Annotated in this window: 16 protein-coding genes; 8 read left to right on the top strand and 8 right to left on the bottom strand. The window is 64.2% G+C overall.

All coding sequences use genetic code 11. From position 1 onward, the window contains the following. Positions 1-128: 128 nt before the first annotated feature. Positions 129-1,358, bottom strand: a complete 1,230-nt coding sequence (locus JZZ72_RS22180) for an MFS transporter (RefSeq protein ID WP_043860579.1) — start codon at positions 1,356-1,358, stop codon at positions 129-131. A 373-nt stretch (positions 1,359-1,731) separates the two neighbouring features. On the opposite strand from JZZ72_RS22180, the gene JZZ72_RS22175 reads away from it, so the two are divergent. Genes JZZ72_RS22175 through JZZ72_RS22165 form a run of 3 tightly spaced genes read left to right on the top strand, consistent with a single transcriptional unit; the run spans position 1,732 to position 4,347 of the window. After that, positions 1,732-3,168, top strand: a complete 1,437-nt coding sequence (locus tag JZZ72_RS22175; RefSeq protein ID WP_043860578.1) for a cytochrome ubiquinol oxidase subunit I — start codon at positions 1,732-1,734, stop codon at positions 3,166-3,168. A 3-nt stretch (positions 3,169-3,171) separates the two neighbouring features. Then, positions 3,172-4,179 (top strand): cytochrome d ubiquinol oxidase subunit II, encoded by a 1,008-nt coding sequence (gene cydB / locus JZZ72_RS22170; RefSeq protein WP_043860577.1) that lies wholly within the window; start codon positions 3,172-3,174, stop codon positions 4,177-4,179. 12 nt (positions 4,180-4,191) lie between these two features. Next, positions 4,192-4,347, top strand: a complete 156-nt coding sequence (locus JZZ72_RS22165; protein ID WP_043860576.1) for a DUF2474 domain-containing protein — start codon at positions 4,192-4,194, stop codon at positions 4,345-4,347. Between the two features lie 135 nt (positions 4,348-4,482). On the opposite strand, the gene JZZ72_RS22160 is transcribed toward JZZ72_RS22165, so the two are convergent. Both JZZ72_RS22160 and JZZ72_RS22155 read right to left on the bottom strand, forming a co-directional pair. Next, on the bottom strand, positions 4,483-5,607 hold the full coding sequence (locus JZZ72_RS22160; RefSeq protein ID WP_210015158.1) for a methyltransferase: 1,125 nt from the start codon (positions 5,605-5,607) through the stop codon (positions 4,483-4,485). 106 nt (positions 5,608-5,713) lie between these two features. Continuing rightward, on the bottom strand, positions 5,714-6,418 hold the full coding sequence (locus JZZ72_RS22155; protein ID WP_078481820.1) for an autoinducer binding domain-containing protein: 705 nt from the start codon (positions 6,416-6,418) through the stop codon (positions 5,714-5,716). Between the two features lie 246 nt (positions 6,419-6,664). On the opposite strand from JZZ72_RS22155, the gene JZZ72_RS22150 reads away from it, so the two are divergent. Further along, entirely contained in the window at positions 6,665-7,441 is a 777-nt protein-coding gene (locus JZZ72_RS22150; RefSeq protein WP_043860573.1) for a ferredoxin--NADP reductase, read from the top strand. 48 nt (positions 7,442-7,489) lie between these two features. Here JZZ72_RS22150 and mscL read toward each other — a convergent pair whose 3' ends face one another. Further along, positions 7,490-7,903, bottom strand: coding sequence for a large-conductance mechanosensitive channel protein MscL (gene mscL / locus JZZ72_RS22145; RefSeq protein ID WP_054916565.1), 414 nt, complete (start codon positions 7,901-7,903; stop codon positions 7,490-7,492). Between the two features lie 175 nt (positions 7,904-8,078). Between mscL and radA the strand changes: the two genes are divergently transcribed. Further along, positions 8,079-9,446: a DNA repair protein RadA gene (gene radA / locus JZZ72_RS22140; protein WP_054916566.1), complete on the top strand. Its 1,368-nt coding sequence runs from the start codon at positions 8,079-8,081 to the stop codon at positions 9,444-9,446. A gap of 47 nt (positions 9,447-9,493) precedes the next feature. Here the strand turns inward: radA and JZZ72_RS22135 are convergent, their stop codons facing one another. After that, positions 9,494-11,014, bottom strand: coding sequence for a nucleobase:cation symporter-2 family protein (locus tag JZZ72_RS22135; RefSeq protein WP_210015157.1), 1,521 nt, complete (start codon positions 11,012-11,014; stop codon positions 9,494-9,496). 264 nt (positions 11,015-11,278) lie between these two features. Then, positions 11,279-11,644: a PilZ domain-containing protein gene (locus tag JZZ72_RS22130; protein WP_058540734.1), complete on the bottom strand. Its 366-nt coding sequence runs from the start codon at positions 11,642-11,644 to the stop codon at positions 11,279-11,281. Positions 11,645-11,841: 197 nt separating this feature from the next. On the opposite strand from JZZ72_RS22130, the gene JZZ72_RS22125 reads away from it, so the two are divergent. The 3 genes from JZZ72_RS22125 (at position 11,842) to yjiA (ending at position 15,170) form a co-directional block, all read left to right on the top strand. Further along, a complete protein-coding gene (locus tag JZZ72_RS22125; protein WP_043860566.1) occupies positions 11,842-13,908 on the top strand; it encodes a carbon starvation CstA family protein in 2,067 nt (688 codons plus the stop codon). 18 nt (positions 13,909-13,926) lie between these two features. Next, positions 13,927-14,124 carry a YbdD/YjiX family protein gene (locus JZZ72_RS22120; RefSeq protein ID WP_043860565.1) on the top strand — a complete coding sequence of 66 codons (198 nt, stop codon included), beginning with the start codon at positions 13,927-13,929 and terminating at the stop codon, positions 14,122-14,124. A 62-nt stretch (positions 14,125-14,186) separates the two neighbouring features. After that, positions 14,187-15,170: a GTPase gene (yjiA, locus tag JZZ72_RS22115; protein WP_162484866.1), complete on the top strand. Its 984-nt coding sequence runs from the start codon at positions 14,187-14,189 to the stop codon at positions 15,168-15,170. A gap of 142 nt (positions 15,171-15,312) precedes the next feature. Here yjiA and glyA read toward each other — a convergent pair whose 3' ends face one another. Both glyA and JZZ72_RS22105 read right to left on the bottom strand, forming a co-directional pair. Continuing rightward, complete coding sequence (gene glyA, locus JZZ72_RS22110) at positions 15,313-16,566, bottom strand: serine hydroxymethyltransferase (RefSeq protein ID WP_043860563.1); 1,254 nt, start codon at positions 16,564-16,566, stop codon at positions 15,313-15,315. Between the two features lie 208 nt (positions 16,567-16,774). After that, on the bottom strand, positions 16,775-20,617 hold the full coding sequence (locus JZZ72_RS22105; protein WP_196933172.1) for a sensor domain-containing protein: 3,843 nt from the start codon (positions 20,615-20,617) through the stop codon (positions 16,775-16,777). Positions 20,618-20,709 lie beyond the last annotated feature (92 nt).

Genomic DNA, 20,709 nt, shown 5'->3' with positions numbered 1-20,709 from the left:
GTGGGGTATGAGCGGCAGATGACCCTGATGCTTTGATCTGGCTGGCCTCATTACGGGTCAATCCCGCCCCCACAGATTCAGTGAGGTCCTTGTGGGAGCAAGCTTGACCCACGATTGGGTAAGCGCGGTCAGCCCTTTTTCTGGGTATGCATGTGATCGCGCCCCGCCAGCGTCGGGAACAGCTTGATCCACACGCCCGTCACCACCAGCGTGCCCACCCCGCCCAGCACCACCGCCGGCACGGTGCCGAACCAGTGCGCCGTGACCCCGGACTCGAACTCGCCCAGCTGGTTCGAGGCGCCGATGAACAACCCGTTCACCGCGCTTACCCGACCACGCATCTCGTCCGGCGTCTCCAGTTGCACGAACGCGCTGCGGATCACCATGCTGATCATGTCAGCCGCGCCCAGCACCGCCAGCACCGCCAGCGAGAACCAGAACGAGGTCGACAGGCCGAAGGCAATGGTCGCCACGCCAAAGACCCCCACCGCCGTGAACATCACCCGCCCGACCTTGCGCTCGATGGGGAAGCGCGCCAGCCACACCGACATCAGCAGCGCCCCCACCGCCGGCGCCGAGCGCAACAGGCCCAGGCCCCACGGGCCGGTCAGCAGGATGTCCTTGGCGAACACCGGCAGCAACGCCGTGGCGCCGCCCAGCAGCACGGCGAACAGGTCCAGCGACACCGCGCCGAGCACGTCCGGGCGGCTGCGAATGAAGCGAATGCCCGCCAGCAGCGATTCCAGGCTCGCCCGGCCCCGGTTGGCCGGCTGGCGGGCGGCGCTCAGGCGCAAGGTCAGGCCGCAGGCGATCACGTACAGCACCACGGTCGGGCCATACACCCACACGCTGCCAAACGCATACAGAAAGCCCCCCAGCGCCGGCGCGACGATGGTCGCCGACTGCATGGCCGAGGCCGACGCGGCCACTGCCCGCGGGAACAGCGCCGAGGGCACCACGTTGGGTAGCAACGCCTGGGTGGCCGGCATCTCGAAAGAGCGCGCACTGCCCAGCAGGAACGCCAGCACGAAGATCAGTTCGCGGGTCACGCTGTGGGTGCTGCTGCCCACCACCAGCGCCAGGGCGATCAGCGCCTGGGCGAACTGGCACAGCGCTGCCACCCGGCGCCGGTCATAGCGGTCGGCCACATGCCCGGTGTGCAGCATGAACAGCACCCGCGGGGCGAATTCCACCAGGCCCACCAGGCCCAGGTCGAGCACGTTGCCGGTCAGCTGATAGAGGTGCCAGCCGATGGCCACGGTGAGCATCTGGAAGCCGCTGGCAGTGAAAATTCGCGCGCACCAGAACGCCAGGAAGGGGCGGTGATGGCGCAGCAGGAGCGGGGCATGGTCTGACATGTGCGATACAGAGCCTTTGCGGGGGCGGCGGGGCAGATTATCACCAGTTTGTAACAGTAGGTTGCGAAAGCCGTCATCCCCGTGCGGTAGGCGCACCGATTCGTGTGTGCGTAAAGGGGGTGAGGCAACCGGTCACGCGGCAAACCACCACACAACCATGCGGCCCGTTCAGGACTATGCTTTCAGGCAATCGTTGACCTGGATCAATTGTTGTTTTTGCAACTGTTTCAAATGCAACGATGTGGCCGGAGGGCCGAATTCCCTGCGATTGCAAGTTTTCAGAACAATTCCAACTCGCCGCACTCAATGACGTAGGGGCAGTTGGCGCCAAGGCCGTGACCCTGACGCCGGATAACCTGACAGAGGAAGCACTATGTTCGGATTAGAGGCTCTAGATCTCGCCCGAATCCAGTTTGCGTTTACGATCTCTTTCCACATCCTGTTCCCGGCCATCACCATCGGCCTGGCGAGTTACCTGGCGGTGCTCGAAGGCCTGTGGCTCAAGACCCACAACAGCGTCTACCGCGACCTGTACCACTTCTGGTCGAAGATCTTTGCCGTCAACTTCGGCATGGGCGTGGTCTCCGGCCTGGTCATGGCGTACCAGTTCGGCACCAACTGGAGCCGCTTCTCGGACTTCGCCGGCTCGATCACCGGGCCGTTGCTGACCTATGAGGTGCTCACCGCGTTCTTCCTCGAAGCGGGCTTTCTGGGGGTCATGCTGTTCGGCTGGAACAAGGTCGGGCGCGGCCTGCACTTCTTCGCCACCATCATGGTCGCCGTCGGCACGCTGATCTCCACCTTCTGGATCCTGGCGTCCAACAGCTGGATGCAGACCCCGCAAGGTTATGAAATCGTCAACGGCGTGGTGATCCCGGTCGACTGGTTCGCGGTGATCTTCAACCCGTCCTTCCCCTACCGCCTGGCGCACATGGCCACGGCAGCATTCGTGGCCACGGCCTTCTTCGTCGGCGCCTCGGCCGCCTGGCACCTGCTGCGCGGCAAGGACAACCCGGCGATTCGCAAGATGCTCTCGATGGCCATGTGGATGGCGCTGATCGTGGCGCCGGTGCAGGCGGTGATCGGTGATTTCCACGGGCTCAACACCCTCAAGCACCAGCCGGTGAAGATCGCCGCCATCGAAGGCCACTGGGAAAACGTCGGCGACGAGCCGACCCCGCTGATCCTGTTCGGCATCCCCGACATGAAGAACGAGACCACCCACTTCAAGCTGGAGATCCCGGCGCTGGGCAGCCTGATCCTGACCCACAGCCTGGACAAGCAGGTGCCGGCGATGAAGGAGTTCCCGCCTGAAGACCGGCCCAACTCCACCGTGGTGTTCTGGTCGTTCCGCATCATGGTCGGGCTGGGCATGCTGATGATCGCCGTGGGCCTGTGGAGCCTGTGGCTGCGCAAGCGCGGCACCCTGTACAGCTCGCGCCCGTTCCTCTACCTGACCCTGTGGATGGGCCCGTCCGGGCTGATCGCGATCCTGGCCGGCTGGTTCACCACCGAGGTCGGTCGCCAGCCGTGGGTGGTGTACGGGCTGATGCGTACCGCCGATGGCGTGTCCAACCACAGCTATGCGCAACTGGGCATCACCCTGGTGATGTTCGTGGTGGTGTACTTCGCGCTGTTCGGCGCGGGGCTCGGCTACATGATGCGTCTGGTGCGCAAGGGGCCGGAAACCGGCGAGGGCGACGAGCCGACCCATGGCGGGCCTGGCCAGCAACGCACCCCGGCGCGGCCGTTGTCGGCTGCCGACGACGACCATGCCGACGACCACGCCAGCCTGAGCAAGGGGAACTGACTCATGGGTATTGATCTTCCGCTTATCTGGGCCGTGATCATCATCTTCGGCATCATGATGTACGTGGTGATGGACGGCTTCGACCTGGGCATTGGCATCCTGTTTCCCTTCGTCAAGGGCGAGCGCGACCGCGATGTGATGATGAACACCGTCGCCCCGGTCTGGGACGGCAACGAGACCTGGCTGGTGCTGGGCGGGGCGGCGCTGTTCGGCGCCTTCCCGCTGGCCTATGCGGTGGTGCTCTCGGCGCTGTACCTGCCGTTGATGCTGATGCTGATGGGGCTGATCTTCCGTGGCGTGGCCTTCGAGTTCCGCTTCAAGGCCAAGGCTGACAAGCGCCACCTGTGGGACAAGGCGTTCATCGGCGGCTCGCTGGCCGCAACCTTCTTCCAGGGCGTGGCACTGGGCGCATTCATCGAAGGCTTCAAGGTGGTCGAACGCAACTACGCAGGCGGCTCGCTGGACTGGCTGACGCCGTTCAGCCTGTTCTGCGGGGTGGGGCTGATCGTGGCCTATGCCTTGCTCGGCTGCACCTGGCTGATCATGAAGACCGAAGGCCCGTTGCAGAGCAAGATGCATGACCTGGCGCGCCCACTGGCCTTCGTGCTGCTGGCCGTGACCGGTGTGGTGAGTATCTGGACGCCGCTGGCGCATCCGGACATCGCCACGCGCTGGTTCAGCCTGCCCAACCTGTTCTGGTTCCTGCCGGTGCCGATCCTGGTGCTGGTCACCCTGTACGGGCTGGTGCGGGCGGTGGCACGCCATGCCCACTACACCCCGTTCCTGCTGACGTTGGTGCTGATTTTCCTGGGCTACAGTGGGCTGGGCATCAGCCTGTGGCCGAACATCATCCCGCCGTCGATCTCGATCTGGGACGCCGCAGCGCCGCCGCAGAGCCAGGGCTTCATGCTGGTGGGCACGCTGTTCATCATCCCGTTCATCCTGGGCTACACCTTCTGGAGCTACTACGTGTTCCGCGGCAAGGTGACCCACGACGACGGCTATCACTAGGAGGGCCTGGCAATGACTGGCAAAGACACCTTCGAACCGGAGAAAAAGCCGCTGATGCAGCGCCTGGGCTGGCTGCTGCTGATCTGGGCAGTGAGCGTGGCAAGCCTGGCCGTGGTGGCCTGGCTGATGCGGATGTTCATGGCGGCGGCGGGCTTGAGTACCCACTGAGCCAAGGTATTTCCCATCCCGCCCTGGGCGGGTTTACACCCTGCGCCGCGTGAGCTGCGCAGGGTTTTTTTTGCCTGTCTCGGCCGCCTGGCGCAGGAGCCGCTTGCCGGCGAAGGTGTCGGCTCCGTACCCGGCCTACTTGCGCGCCTTGAGCACCACGAACTTCGGCGTGGCTGCCACCTGTTCTACTCCCCGGAACAATCGCGCCAACTTGCTGTGATAGCCCAGGTGCCGATTGCCCACGATGTACAGCGCCCCGCCCACCACCAGTGCCTCGCGTGCCTGCTGGAACATGCGCCAGGCGAGAAAGTCCCCCACCACCTGCTGCTGGTGAAACGGCGGGTTGCACAGCACCACGTCCAGCGACTGCGGCGCCTGCCCGGCCAGCCCGTCGTCGGCGCGCACCGTCACGGCTCGCTCGCCCAGCGCCGCCTGCCAGTTCTGCTCGGCCGACTGCACCGCCATGTACGACTCGTCCACCAGGGTGTAGTGCGCCTGCGGGTTGGCCAGCGCGCTGACGATGCCCAGCACGCCGTTGCCGCAGCCAAGGTCGGCCACCCGCGCATCGCCCAGGTCGCGGGGCAGATGTGGCAGGAAGGCACGAGTACCGATATCCAGCCCTTCGCGGCAGAACACATTGGCGTGGTTCACCAGCTCCAGCGGTGGTTGCTCCAGGTGATAACGGGTGGGGTAGGGCGAGGCTGCCGCCGCCCTGGGCTCGGCCGTGGCGATCAGCAGGCGCGCCTTCTTGCGCGCCAGCGATGCCTGCACCGGGCCGATGTACTTCTCCAGCAGGTCGCCGGCTGCCCGTGGCAGGTGCTTGATCATCGCCCCGGCGATTACCTGCGCGCCGGGTGCCAACTGGCCCTGCAGCCGGATCAACTGCTCTTCGAGCAGCGCCAGGGTCTTGGGTACGCGCACCAGCACCCGGTCGAACGGCCCCTGCCAATGCTGGCTGGCGGCGATGAAGGGCACGCTGTCGAATGCCTGGCCATTGCGCACCAGGTTCTTCTCCAGTGCCAGCCGGGCCAGGTAGGAGTCGCCGCTGCCCAGCACCTGGGCATGGGCGCGCAGGCTGATGGCCAGCGCGCCGAAGCTGTCGTTGAGTACCAGTACCCGGCTCGTGGCAGGCAGCGCCTGCGCGGCCAGGTGTTCGAGCAGGTACTCGTCGGCCGCGTCGAAGGCCTGCAAGGGGTCGTTGGCGTATTCGGGCTGGCGAAGCAGCTCGAGCTCGGCGAAGGGGGTGATCAACAGGGGCATGGCGTAGGGCTCTGGGCTTTGGCGCGCGCGCTGGGGCTTGGCGCTGGACGGGCGCAGATTCTACAGCGTTTTTGCAGGTGGGGAGGGGGGGGTGGCGAGCAGAACCTCAGATCAACCCGTACTGGGTGGCGATGGCGACCGCGCTGGTCTTGTTGGTGGTGTTGAGTTTGCTGGTGATGCTGCGGATATGAAAATTGACCGTGCTTCTGGACAGCGTGAGGATGCAACTGATGTCTTCGGCGGTCTTGCCGGCAGCGGTCCACTGCAGCACCTCGCGTTCCCGGGGCGAGAGTGCCTGCACGCGGGCCTTGGGCGGATGCAACTTGGCAACCATCAGGGTGTGCAGCAGGTTGCACAGCCACAGGGTCTGGGCCGACTTTTCGTACAGTTCCGCCATGCTCACTTCGCCCTGCCGACGTGATACGCACAGTACGCTTTCGTTGCCGCGCAGGTCCTGGGTGCCCTGGCTCCAGCCATGGCACAGGCCATGTTCGCATGCCGTCTGTCGCAACTCGGGGGCTTGCTTGTACAACTGCGGGGACCACAGCACCGGCATGTTCGAATGATGGCAATGCACAAGCACCGGGTCGATGCGCTCGTACTCGTTCTTCTTGTAGAGCTCGTTCCATTCGGCCGGGTAGTTGTTGAACATCATGACCTGCGGGCCTTCGGCGACCGTCCTGCCGTTCAGGCGGTATGCCAGAAACTCCATGTCCAGTTGCTCGGCCAGTGACAGTGCAGTGGCAAACATCTGTTGCTGGTTTTCCTCCTGCGTCAGTTGTTGCAACTGCTCCTGCTTCCAATATGGCATTTGAGCCTCCGTGCACCTTTGCAATTTAGTCACCCTGGATCGAGTGTAGGAAAAGTCGCACGTTGTTCTAGGTTTTTTTTGCTATAGAAATGTTCCAGTGCTCTACATAAAAACAGGGTTGTACAACCCGCGTTACATGTTTTGTTACGTGGTTGAAACACATGAGCGTAATGCCATTACATCGCGGCGGTGTTTATCCCGTCAGCTTTGCGCGACACTGTGTTTACCTGAATTGTGGAGCACACCATGACTGCCAGTGCGGAGAAGTTCACCCGCCAGACCCTGCTCGATGTCCAGCCGCTGACCCCCAACCTGTTCAGCCTGCGCGTAACCCGTGATCCCGGTTTTCGGTTCCGGGCCGGCCAGTTTGCTCGCCTGGGCGTGACCCGTGCCGATGGCAGCGTGGTGTGGCGGGCGTACTCGATGGTCTCGTCGCCGTTCGACGAGTACCTGGACTTTTTCTCGATCGTCGTGCCCGGCGGCGAGTTCACCAGTGAGCTGAGCCGGCTGCGCGAGGGTGACCAACTGTTGATCGACCGCCAGGCGTTCGGTTTCCTGACCCTTGATCGCTTCGCCGACGGGCGGGACCTGTGGTTGCTGGCGACAGGTACCGGCATTGCACCCTTCATGTCGATACTGCAGGACTTCGAAGCCTGGGAGCGGTTCGACACCATCAAGCTGGTCTATTCGGTGCGCGAAGCCAGGGAGCTCGCCTATCAGCAGGAGATCGCCGGCCTGGAGCAGCGCGACTACCTGGCCGAACATGCGGGCAAGCTGCAGTTCATTCCGGTGGTCACCCGCGAGCAACACCCGGGTGCGCTGAACGGGCGTATCACCACCCTGATCGAGAACGGCGAACTGGAGCGTGCGGCCGGCCTGGCGCTGACCCCCGAACATTCGCGGGTGATGCTCTGCGGCAATCCGCAGATGATCGACGACACCCGCCAGGTGCTCAAGGCACGTGATCTTCAGCTGAGCCTCAGCCGCCGGCCGGGCCAGGTGGCGGTGGAAAACTACTGGTAGACAGCACAACGGCGCCCGAAGGCGCCGTTACGGTCAGGCAGGCCCGGTTCAGGGCTGCTGGTTCTGCGCCTTGAGCAGGTCGCGGATTTCGCCCAGCAGTTCTTCTTCCTTGGTGGGTACCGGCGGCAGGGTCGGGGCCACCGCTTCTTCGCGCTTGAGGCGGTTGATCACCTTCACGCCCATGAAGATCGCGAAGGCCACGATCAGAAAGTCGATCACCGTCTGGATGAACTTGCCATAGGCCAGCACCACCGCCGGCGCGTCGCCCTCGGCCGCCTTGAGCACCACCGCCAGATCACTGAAGTCCACTCCACCGATCAGCAGGCCCAGGGGTGGCATCACCACATCGCCAACAAACGATGAAACGATTTTGCCGAACGCGGCGCCGATGATGATACCGACGGCCATGTCGACCACGTTGCCCTTGACCGCGAAGGCCTTGAATTCACTGATCACGCCCATGGTTTATTCCCTGTAACAGATGAGATTGGTCATCGCAGTGTAAATCAGCTATGCGCTTCATGCTCCGCGTTGCAGTAAAAGACCCCGGCTATGCCGAATAGTTTTGTCGCCCAGGCGGCGCCCCGCAGCTGGGTCGGCTCGGCTATCATGGTCCCTTTTTCCAGGAGACTGCCCCATGGCCAAGGCCAAGCGCATGTACGGCTGCACCGAGTGCGGCGCGACCTTTCCCAAGTGGGCGGGCCAGTGCGGCGAATGCGGCGCGTGGAACACCCTGGTCGAGACCATGATCGAAAGTGGCGGCGCCGCGGCGCCTGCCGGGCGCACCGGCTGGGCCGGGCAACAGGCGCAGATCAAGACCCTGGCCGAGGTCAGTGTCGAGGAGATCCCGCGTTTCAGCACCGCCAGCGCCGAGCTGGACCGCGTGCTCGGTGGCGGCCTGGTCGATGGATCGGTGGTGCTGATTGGCGGTGACCCGGGCATCGGCAAGTCCACCATCCTGCTGCAGACCCTGTGCAACATTGCCACGCGCATGCCGGCGCTGTACGTCACCGGGGAAGAATCCCAGCAGCAGGTGGCCATGCGTGCCCGTCGCCTGGGCCTGCCGCAGGATCAGTTGCGGGTGATGACCGAGACCTGCATCGAAACCATCATTGCCACCGCGCGGGTCGAAAAGCCCAAGGTGATGGTGATCGACTCCATCCAGACCATCTTCACCGAACAGTTGCAGTCGGCGCCCGGTGGCGTGTCGCAGGTACGCGAGAGTGCCGCCTTGCTGGTGCGCTATGCCAAGCAGAGCGGCACGGCGATCTTCCTGGTCGGCCACGTGACCAAGGAGGGCGCGTTGGCCGGGCCGCGGGTACTGGAACACATGGTCGACACCGTGCTGTATTTCGAGGGCGAGTCCGACGGTCGCCTGCGCCTGCTGCGCGCGGTGAAGAACCGCTTTGGTGCGGTCAACGAGCTGGGCGTGTTCGGCATGACCGACCGCGGCCTCAAGGAAGTCTCCAACCCGTCGGCGATCTTCCTCACCCGTGCCCAGGAGGAAGTGCCGGGCAGCGTGGTGATGGCCACCTGGGAAGGTACCCGGCCGATGCTGGTGGAGGTGCAGGCGCTGGTGGATGAAAGCCACATGGCCAACCCGCGCCGTGTGACCCTGGGCCTGGACCAGAACCGCCTGGCCATGTTGCTGGCGGTGCTGCATCGCCATGGCGGCATCCCCACCCACGACCAGGACGTGTTTCTCAACGTGGTGGGCGGGGTCAAGGTACTGGAGACCGCGTCGGACCTGGCCTTGATGGCGGCGGTGATGTCGAGCCTGCGCAACCGCCCGCTGCCACACGACCTGCTGGTGTTCGGCGAGGTGGGCCTGTCTGGTGAAGTGCGCCCGGTGCCGAGCGGGCAGGAGCGCCTGAAGGAGGCCGCCAAACATGGCTTCAAGCGCGCCATCGTGCCCAAGGGCAACGCGCCCAAGGAAGCGCCGCCGGGGCTGCAGGTGATTGCGGTGACGCGCCTGGAGCAGGCGCTGGATGCGTTGTTCGAGTAACACAAAAAAGGCCGGTGAAGATCACCGGCCTTTTCTCGTCGTGCTGTCTAGTGCTCGGCGGCAGTCTCTCGCCTCACCACCTTGCTCCCATGCTCATCCTTCTCCAGCAACGGAATCTCCTTGCCCTCGGCATCGAACAGCTTGCCGTCTTCGAAGTAGTCGCCGTCACGCAGCCCCGAAATGTCCGAGTAGTTCAGCGTGCGCTCGGAGGCGGCCACGAACACCGACTGATGATCGGAGTTGCCGGTCTTGAAGTGGTTGAACACCAGGTTCAGCAGAATCGCCATGATCGCCGACGAGCTGATGCCGGAGTGGAAAATGGTCTCGAACCAGTTCGGGAACTGCGCGTAGAAGTTGGGCGCGGCAATCGGGATCATGCCGAAGCCCAGTGAGGCGGCCACGATGATCAGGTTCATGTTGTTGCGGTAGTCCACCTTGGACAGCGTGCGGATACCACTGGCCGCCACGGTGCCGAACAGCACGATCCCCGCGCCACCCAGTACCGAGGTCGGTACGGCGGCAATCACCCGGCCCATGATCGGCAGCAGGCCCAGCACCACCAGGATCACGCCACCGGTAGCCACCACGTAGCGGCTCTTCACCCCGGTCACGGCCACCAGGCCGACGTTCTGGGCGAATGCGCTCTGGGTGAACGAACCGAAGATCGGCGCCAGGATGCTCGAGGCCATGTCGGCACGCAGGCCATCGCCCAGGCGCTTGGAGTCGACCTTGGTGTCGATGATCTCACCTACCGCGAGGATGTCGGCCGAGGTTTCCACCAGGGTCACCATGATCACGATGCACATCGACAGGATGGCCGCGATATGGAAGGTCGGCATGCCGAAGTGGAACGGGGTAGGGAAGGCCACCAGTGGACCTTCGAGCACCTTGCTGAAATCAGCCATGCCCAGCGACCAGGCGATCAGGGTGCCGAACACCATCGCCAGCAGGATCGACAGCCGCGAGATCGCCGCGCTGCCCAGCTTGCTCAGTATCAGCACGATCAGGAAGGTCACCGCCGCCAGGCCGATGTTGGACATGCTGCCGAAGTCCGGTGCCTTGCTGTTGCCGCCCATGACCCAGCGCGCCGCGACCGGCATCAGGGTCAGGCCGATGGTGGTGATCACGATGCCGGTCACCAGTGGCGGGAAGAACTTGGTGATGCGCGAGAACACCGGGGTGATCAGAAACCCGATCAACGAGGCCGCCATCACCGCGCCCAGCACCCCCGGCAGGCCGCCGCCGCCCTCGCTGCTGAGAATCGCGCCCATGGTGGCCACGCCGGCAAACGAAACGCCCTGTACCAGCGGCAACTGGCAACCGAAGAACGGCAGGCCCAGGGTCTGCAGCAGGGTTGCCAGGCCACCGGCAAACAGCGATGCGGCAATCAGCAGGCCGATGTCGGCCGGGCCCAGGCCGGCCGCCTGGCCGAGAATCAGCGGTACCGCGACGATACCGCCGTACATGGTGAGTACGTGTTGCAGCCCGTACGCCAGGTTGGCGCCGAGCCCCAGGTTCTCGTCTTCAGGACGTGATGCCGTGGACGTGTCGGGGGAGGACGTAGTCATGGGAGCAGGTTCTCTGTTTTATTGTTGTGGCGCTACTGTAGACAACTCGTGCCATTCATTGCCAGAACAATTGTATACAATTTTTAGATTGGCACAGGAACAGTCAGGTCATTGGTTTGGGTGCAGGCGTGGATGCAGTTATCGTTCCAACACGCAGCACCAGGCCCGCCAGGGCTGGGTCCGGTGGCATGAACGGCTGTTTGAAAGCTGTCTGGGTGGACAGGAAGGCGGGGCGGGGTCAGGTCGGTAGCGGGCTAAAAGATTTCAAATGTCGATGAGTTGATGGAATTCGCGCTCCAGTTCGGTGCGATCGGCCAGGTTGAGCTCCACCAGGCGGCACAGGTGCTCCAGCGAATCGAGGTCGATGTGCTCGCAGATAAACCCCAGCTGGGTGTCGTCGACATGGCGCAGTTCCACCGTCATGGTGACAAACGCCTCTTCACCCAGGCGTATCTGCGCAGCGAACGGCCGCTCGAGGTCGGCGTCCCAGGCCTTGGGCGCCTCGATCAGCAGGCCCTTGAGCGACAGGTCGAGCAGGTTGACCGGCCAGCGTCGTTCGCCCTGGAGCAGTTCGGTCGGTGCATCGAAGGGTATGCGCTGGAAGCGCCGGCGTTCTGGGTGATCGCTCATGGTGAAGGCCCTTTGCAGTAGAACCTGGCTGGAACCTGACTGACTATAGCTCAGGGCTTGCCAGCATGATCGCGAACGCGCATAACGAGACTGTGGGCGGGGCTGCAGGCTCTAGACCAAAGCAAGTATGGCAATGCGCCAAGACTCGCCCTAGACTCGATGGGCGGTCTTTCATATCCACTAGCTGGAAGCAAACCATGAACAACAATAATAGCCTGCTACGCCATATACCATGGCTGCTGCTGGCAGTCCTGGGGGCCTGTGCGCTGGGTGTGGTTGCCCTGCGCCGTGGCGAAGCGATCAACGCCTTGTGGATTGTGGTTGCCTCGGTAGCCCTCTACCTGGTCGCCTACCGTTACTACAGTCTGTTCATCGCCACCAAGGTGATGCAGCTGGACCCGCGCCGGGCCACCCCGGCGGTGCTCAACAATGATGGTCTGGACTATGTGCCGACCAACAAGCACATCCTGTTCGGTCACCACTTCGCGGCCATCGCCGGCGCTGGCCCGCTGGTGGGCCCGGTACTGGCTGCGCAGATGGGCTATCTGCCCGGTACGCTCTGGCTGATCGCCGGCGTGGTACTAGCCGGTGCAGTGCAGGACTTCATGATCCTGTTCCTGTCCACCCGCCGCAACGGTCGCTCGCTGGGCGACATGGTGCGTGAGGAAATGGGCCGCATTCCCGGCACCATCGCCCTGTTCGGCTGCTTCCTGATCATGATCATCATCCTTGCGGTGCTGGCGCTGATCGTGGTCAAGGCCCTGGCCGAAAGCCCATGGGGCATGTTCACGGTGATGGCGACCATCCCCATCGCGATGTTCATGGGCGTGTACATGCGTTATATCCGCCCGGGCCGCATCGGCGAGATCTCGCTGATCGGTGTGGTGCTGCTGTTGCTGTCCATCTGGCTGGGGGGCCTGGTGGCCGCCGATCCGGTGTGGGGCCCGGCGTTCACCTTCACCGGCGTGCAGATCACCTGGATGCTGGTGGGCTATGGCTTCGTCGCCGCCGTGCTGCCGGTGTGGCTGGTGCTGGCGCCGCGTGACTACCTCTCTACCTTCCTCAAGATCGGTACCATCATTGCCCTGGCCATCGGCATCCTGGTGCTGGCGCCCGAGCTGAAGATGCCGGCGCTGACCCAGTTCACCGACGGCACCGGCCCGGTGTGGAAGGGCACCCTGTTCCCGTTCCTGTTCATTACCATCGCCTGTGGCGCGGTATCGGGCTTCCATGCGCTGATCTCCTCGGGCACCACGCCCAAGCTGCTGGACAACGAAGTCAACGCCCGCTACATCGGCTATGGCGGCATGCTGATGGAGTCGTTCGTCGCGATCATGGCCATGGTTGCCGCCTCGGTGATCGAGCCGGGCGTGTACTTCGCCATGAACAGCCCGGCCGCGGTGGTCGGTGCCGACGTGGTGTCGGTGGCGCAGACAGTCAGCAGTTGGGGCTTTGCCATCACCCCCGAGCAGCTCGAGGCGGTCGCCCGGGACATCGGCGAGCACACCGTGCTGGCCCGTGCCGGTGGTGCGCCGACCCTGGCGGTGGGTATCGCACAGATCCTGCACCAGGTACTACCGGGTGAAAACACCATGGCGTTCTGGTACCACTTCGCGATCCTGTTCGAAGCCCTGTTCATCCTCACTGCGGTAGACGCCGGTACGCGTGCCGGGCGCTTCATGCTGCAGGACCTGCTGGGCTCGTTCGTGCCAGCGCTCAAGCGCACCGAGTCGTGGGGCGCCAACCTGCTCGCTACCGCCGGCTGTGTGGCGTTGTGGGGCTACCTGCTGTACCAGGGCGTGATCGACCCGCTGGGTGGCATCAACACCTTGTGGCCGCTGTTCGGCATCTCCAACCAGATGCTGGCCGGTATCGCGCTGATGCTCGGCACCGTGGTGCTGATCAAGATGAAGCGCCAGCAGTACATGTGGGTCACCCTGGTGCCGGCGGTATGGCTGCTGATCTGCACCACCACCGCAGGCTTCATCAAGCTGTTCGACCCGAACCCGGCGGTGGGCTTCCTGGCCCTGGCCAACAAGTACAGCGCGGCGCTGGACGCCGGTCAGGTACTGGCCCCGGCCAAGGACATCGCGCAGATGCAGCACGTGATCTTCAACGCGTACACCAACGCGACGCTGACTGCGCTGTTCCTGTTCGTGGTGTTCAGCATCCTGTTCTTCGCGCTCAAGGTCGGTATCCGCGCCTTGAACAAGAAAGAACGTACCGACAAGGAATCGCCGTTCCAGGCCTTGCCGGACGCGTAAACCAAGAGGATTGCAGACATGTTCAACGATCTCGGTCGACTGGGTAAGTACCTGGGGCAGGCAGCCCGCCTGATGGTCGGCATGCCCGACTACGACAATTACGTCGAGCATATGCAAACCCGGCACCCCGACCTGCCGCCGATGACCTACGAGGAGTTCTTCCGGGAACGCCAGGAGGCGCGCTACGGCGGCAAGGGCGGGCCCAAGTGCTGTTGAAAGACGGCACCGCCCGCGAGTGACAAACCTGTGGGAGCCCGGGCAGCCGGGCTCCCACAGTCATTTCAGTGTTCAGGAGATTTTCCGTGCAACCCATTCCCGTCACCGTGCTCAGCGGTTTTCTGGGGGCCGGCAAGACCACCTTGCTGCGTCACCTGCTCAAGGCCGAGCACGGCCTGAAAATCGCCGTGATCGAAAACGAGTTCAGCGACGCCGGCATCGACACCCAACTGCTGGGCGACGAACCGGTGCAGGTCATGACCCTGGCCAACGGCTGCGTGTGCTGCACCATCCACACCGACCTGACCAAGGCGCTGTTCCTGCTGCTGGAGCGTCTGGACAGCGGCGAAATCGCCTTCGACCGGCTGGTGATCGAGTGCACCGGCCTGGCCGACCCGGCACCGGTGGCGCAGACCTTCTTCATCGACGAAGAGCTGCGCGAGCGCTACATCCTCGACGGCATCATCACCCTGGTGGATGCCGCGCATGCCGACCTGCACCTGACCCAGACCATCGCCCAGGCCCAGGTCGGGTTTGCCGATCGCCTGCTGGTGAGCAAGACCGACCTGGTCGATGCGGCCGCGTTCGAGGCTTTGAGCCAGCGCCTGGCGCGGATCAACCGACGTGCGCCGATCCGTGTGGTGGACAACGGCAGGATCGACCTGGCCGAGATGCTGGATGTGCGCGGGTTCAACCTCAACGCCAGCCTCAACCTGCGGCCTGTTGTGGCGGCGGGCAACAGCCTGGACCGGATCTCCAGCATGGTGCTGCGTACCGATGTGCCGCTGGATATCGACCGGCTGAGCGAGTTCATGAACCAATTGCTGGAGGCGCATGGCAAGCAGCTGTTGCGCTACAAGGGCGTGTTGAACATTGCTGGCGAGGATCGGCGGCTGGTGTTTCAGGGCGTGCTGAAGCTGTATGGCTTCGACTGGGATACCGAGTGGGCCGAAGGTGAACAGCGCGAGAGTGTGATGGTGTTCATTGCCGATGACCTGCCCGAGGCGAAGATTCGCGAGGGGTTCGAGGCCTTGGGTCGCCCCTGAGGGCCCATCGCGGGTCAAGCCCGCTCCCACAGGTTTACTACCCATCTGGAGGGCTATGAAATCCTGTGGGAGCGGGCTTGACCCGCGATGCCACAAAAAAGCCCGGCTGGGAGCCGGGCTTTTTCACATCAGGTACCTGCGATCAGTTGCCGTACACCGGCAGCTTGGCGCAGATGGCCTTGACCTTCTCGCGAACGGCGTCGATCACCGCTTCGTTGTTCAGGTCGTCCAGGATGTCGCAGATCCAGCCCGCCAGTTCCTTGCACTCTGCTTCCTTGAAGCCGCGAGTGGTCACGGCCGGGGTGCCGAAGCGCAGGCCGGAAGTGACGAACGGGGAGCGTGGGTCGTTTGGCACGGAGTTCTTGTTGACGGTGATGAAGGCTTTGCCCAGGGCAGCGTCTGCGTCCTTGCCGGAGATTTCCTGCTTGATCAGCGACAGCAGGAACAGGTGGTTTTCAGTACCGCCCGACACCACGTCGAAGCCGCGCTCGATGAACACGCCGGCCATGGCCTGGGCGTTCTTCACCACTTGCTGCTGGTAGGCCTTGAACTCAGGCTGCAGCGCTTCCTTGAAGCAGATCGCCTTGGCCGCGATCACGTGCTCCAGCGGGCCGCCCTGGGCACCCGGGAATACGGCGGAGTTCAGCTTCTTCTCGATGTCGGCGTTGGCACGGGCCAGGATCAGGCCGCCACGTGGACCGCGCAGGGTCTTGTGGGTGGTGGTGGTGACCACGTCGGCGAACGGCACCGGGTTCGGGTACACGCCAGCGGCGACCAGGCCAGCCACGTGGGCCATGTCGACGAACAGGTAGGCACCGACCTTGTCGGCGATTTCGCGGAAGCGCGGGAAGTCCAGCACCTGCGAGTAGGCCGAGAAACCGGCCACGATCATTTTCGGCTTGTGCTCGACCGCCAGGCGCTCGACTTCGTCGTAGTCGATCAGGCCGTTGGCGTCGATGCCGTACTGGATGGCGTTGTACAGCTTGCCCGAGGACGACACGGCCGCGCCGTGGGTCAGGTGGCCGCCGTGGGCCAGGCTCATGCCCAGGATGGTGTCACCGGCCGACAGCAGGGCCAGGTAGACGGCAGCGTTGGCCTGGGAACCGGCGTGCGGCTGCACGTTGGCGTAGTCGGCGCCGAACAGCTGCTTGGCGCGGTCGATGGCCAGTTGCTCGACCACGTCGACGTATTCGCAGCCACCGTAGTAGCGCTTGCCCGGGTAGCCTTCGGCGTACTTGTTGGTCAGTACCGAGCCTTGAGCTTCCATCACCGCAGGGCTGGTGTAGTTTTCCGAAGCGATCAGCTCAATGTGCTCTTCCTGGCGCTGAGCTTCTTGCTCCATGGCGGCAAAGAGATCGGCGTCGTACTTGGCAATGGTCAAATCACGGCTGAACATGGCGGTCCTCAAGGATCGTGCTGAAATAGGCGGGCATTCTACCTCATCGGCTTTTGTCTGGCATATGAAAGGGCATCATGTCGCAGACAAGCGGGGCTCATTCAGGCTCGGTGTGAACTTATCGCGGGTCAAGCCCGCTCCCACAGGTCTGGTATCCGCTCTCGGGGGCCGAGAACATCCTGTGGGAGCGGGCTTGACCCGCGATGCGTCATTCGAACATGAACAACGTTTCGTTGCTGAATTGCGCCTCGAACTGGTTGGCCGGCATCGGCCGCCCGAACAGGTAGCCCTGCACCTCGTCGCAGCCGTGCTCGCGCAGAAACTCCAGTTGCTCATGGGTCTCCACACCCTCGGCGATCACCGCCAGGTTCAGGCTGTGGGCCATGGCGATGATGGCGCGGGCGATCTGCGCATCCTGCTCGCCCTCGGGCAGACCGTCGACGAAGGTGCGGTCGATCTTGAGCACGTCGATGGGGAACTGCTTGAGGTAGTTGAGCGACGAGTAGCCGGTGCCGAAGTCGTCCACCGCAATGCTCAGCCCCAGATTCTTCAGGCTGTCGAGGATCACCATCGCCTCGTTGACCTCGCGCATCAGGATGCTTTCGGTCAGTTCCAGCTCCAGGCACGCCGGCGGCAGCCCGGTATCGGCCAGGATGGTGGCGATGCGCGTGCCCAGTTGGCCATCGGAGAACTGGCGCGCCGAAATGTTCACCGACACCTTGGGCACTCGCACCTTGGCCTGGTGCCAGGCCTTGAGCTGGCGGCAGGCTTCGCTGATGACCCAGTCGCCCACGTCCACCACCAGCCCCAGTTCCTCGATCACCGGGATGAAGTCGCCCGGCGGCACCAGCCCGCGGCGCGGGTGGCGCCAGCGCAGCAGGGCCTCGGCACCGGTCAGGCGCTTGCCGTCGCCGCTGAACTGCGGCTGATAGTAGAGGATGAACTCGTTCTGCTCCAGCGCATGACGCAGGTCGCTTTCCAGCTCCAGGCGCTCCAGCGCACTGGCGTTCATGTCGGCCTGGTAGAACTGGAAGTTGTTCTTGCCGCGCTCCTTGGCGTGGTACATCGCGGTGTCGGCGTTCTTCATCAGCTGGCTCAGCTCGCTGCCGTCCTGCGGGCTGAGGGCGATGCCGATGCTGGCAGTGACGAAGAACTCGCGGTTCTCCAGCACGAACGGTCGCACCAGGCTGCCCAGGATCTGCTCGGCCACGTGGATCGCGCGGTTGAGCGCGATTTCGCGGGTGGCCTTGGGTTGCAGCAGCAAGGTGAATTCGTCGCCGCCCATGCGTGCCACGGTGTCGTCGTCGTGTACGCAGTCGAGCAGGCGTTCGGCCATGTCCTTGAGCATGCGATCGCCTGCGGCATGCCCCAGGGAGTCGTTGATCGGCTTGAAACGGTCCAGGTCCAGGAACATCAGCACCACCCAGGCCTTCTGCCGCTCGGCCTGCTGCAGCGCGGTGTGCAGGCGGTCCTGGAACAGCGTGCGGTTGGGCAGGTGGGTCAGGGCGTCGTAGTAGGCCAGGCGGTGAATGCGCTGTTCGCTGGCCTTGCGCTCGCTGATGTCGGTGAAGAAGCACACGTAGCTGGCCAGGTCACCCTCGTCGTCGAGTACCGCGGTGATGCCGACCCACGCCGGGTAGTGCTCGCCGCTGCGGCGCTTGAGCCAGACCTCGCCTTCCCAGGTGCCGCGCTGGTGCAGTTGCTTGAGCACGTAGTTGAGGTGGGCTTCCTGCTGTTCGTCGACGGTGAGCAGGCTCGGCAACTGGTCGAGCACGTCGCTCACCGCGTAGCCGCTGACCCGGCTGAAGGCTTCGTTGGCCTGCACGATGTAGCCGGCCGGGTCGGTGATCAGGATCGCCGAGGTGGAATGCTCGAACACCGTGGCGGCCATGCGCAGGTCTTTCTCGGCGCGGCGTTGCTGGCTGATGTCGCGGCCGACGCCCAGGATGCCCTCGAAATGGTTGTGCTCGTCCCACACCAGTACCACGCGCAGCTCGATCGGGATCTTGCGGCCGTCGGCGCGCAGACAGTCGAACAGGAACAGCTGGGTGGTCACCTCGGTGCGCAGGCGCTCCAGCGCGGCGGGTTCCTCGAGGGCCCGCTTGACCCGTTCGAACAGGGTGAACACGCCGGTCAGCTGCGCCGGGTTGGCAATGGTCGACTGCCAGCCGTTGGCGAAGATCCACGGCACGTCGTAGCCCAGTACCGTCTGCACCGAAGGGCTGACGTAGTTGAGCTGCAACTGCGGGTCGGTGGAGAAGATCACGTCGCTGATGCTCTCGGCGAGCATGCGGTAGCGCTGCTCGCTGTCACGCAGCGACTCGCTCGCCTCGATCTGGTCGGTGACGTCCTTGCCCACCCCGATGATGCGCAGCACCGTGCCGTCAGGGTCGCGGGTCAGGGCCTGTTCGCGAATGTCGTAGCGCCGCCAGCTCTGGTCGTGGTGAAGAAAACGCAGTTGGCAATGCAACTGCTCCACATAGCCGCTCTGGCGCTGCTGCTGGCGCATCTGGCGAAACAGCTCGGCGTCCTGCGGGTGCAGCAGCACCTCCCAGAAGTACTCGCCCATCTGCGCCAGCTCGCTGCGCGAATAGCCCAGGGTCTGGCCCAGGTGGCGGTTGCTGAAGATCATGCGCAGGCTGTGCACATCCTGCACGTACAGCTGGTCGGGCACGGTGCGCACCACGTCCGACCAGAAGCTTTCGCGCTCCAGCAGCGACAGCTCCACGCGCTTGCGGCTGGTGATATCGCTGATGCTCAGGATCACGGCCTGGTAGTCACGCCGTGCCTGGGGGAAGCGCACCATCAGCCACAGGTGCTGGTCCTGGCCCTGGGGGTCGCTGAGCCGCACTTCCAGCTCCAGCAGGCGCAGGTCCTGCACCACTGCCTCGACCAACTGCATGCCCACCCCGTCGGCGCCCGGCGAGTGGCCTTCGATCAGGCGCTGCCAGGCGCTCTCGCAACAGCCGGCGCCCAGCAGTTGCAGGGCCACCTGATTGACTTCGGTAACCTTCAGCTCGCCCAGCAGGCTGTGGCGCAGCGATACATCCCGGGCCAGGCGCTGGGCCAGCTCGGCTGTGCTGCGCAGGCGCAGGCGTTCCAGCAGTTCGGTCAGCCCCGACAGGTCGAGTACGCACAAGGCCACGCCCGTGCCTTCGAAGATGTCCTGATAGCGTCGCCGACCTTCCTGCAGGGCGCGGTGGCGGCGGCGCATGCTGATCAGCGCCAGCAGCGGGATCAGCGCGCACACCAGGCCCAGCACGCACTTGCCGATCAAGGCCGGCAGCAGTTGCTGGCGGCTGTAGGCGGCATCGAACAGGCCGCGCAGTTGCCAGTCGCTGTTGTCCAGGTACGCCAGCAGCACGCTTTGCGGCGGCTCGATGCTGGCGTCGCGCGCATCGAGCGGCGGCGCGTGGCGATCGATGACCTGGGCCGTGCGGCTGTTTTCCAGCAGCCACAGCGGTGGCGCGGCGTGGTCCAGGGGTTGGCTCAGTTGCTGGTAGTACTCCGGGGCCAGGCGCAGCAGCCAATAGCCACGGGTGTCGCTGTCGGGGTGCTGCAGCAGCAGGTAGACCAGGCTGTTGTCGTCGCTGTTGCTGAAGTAGTACGGGCGCTCCTGGCCCAGGTGCAGCAGCTCCTGGAGCGCCTTGCGGTCGGCACTGATGCCCGCGCTGTCGCGCAGCAACGCGCCCTGGGCGTCCACCCACACCAGGCTGCGCAGGGCGGGCAGGCGTGCGTGCAGGTGTTCGAGCAGCTGCGGCAGGTCGGTGACGGCCGGTGCGGCAGGGTAGGGTTGCAGCAGGGTGAGGGCTTTTTGCGCGTTCAATGCCAGGCTCAGGTTGAGCTGGCTGGCCAGTTCGGCACTTGCATCCAGGCTCTGCTGGCGGCGATCGGCCTGGGTATGGCGGAACTGCTCGAACACTTGCCAGAACAGCAGCGCGAGCAACAGCAGCACCAGGATGGCCAACGCGCCTTTGAGCGAGCCACGCAAGGGCGAACCGGACGCACTCGTGGCTTTGCGCGGGGATGAAGGCTGAGTCAGATTGGTCAAACGCTGTTCCTGCGTGAGGCTGTGGCAGGTGATCGCTACGCAGCGACAAGCGGCGCAGTGTGCGGTAGTCCTGTCGCATCCCGGTTCCAGGC

The organism is Pseudomonas palmensis, from assembly GCF_017848315.1.
GTDB lineage: Bacteria > Pseudomonadota > Gammaproteobacteria > Pseudomonadales > Pseudomonadaceae > Aquipseudomonas > Aquipseudomonas palmensis.
This window is presented reverse-complemented; position numbering and strand designations above follow the sequence as displayed.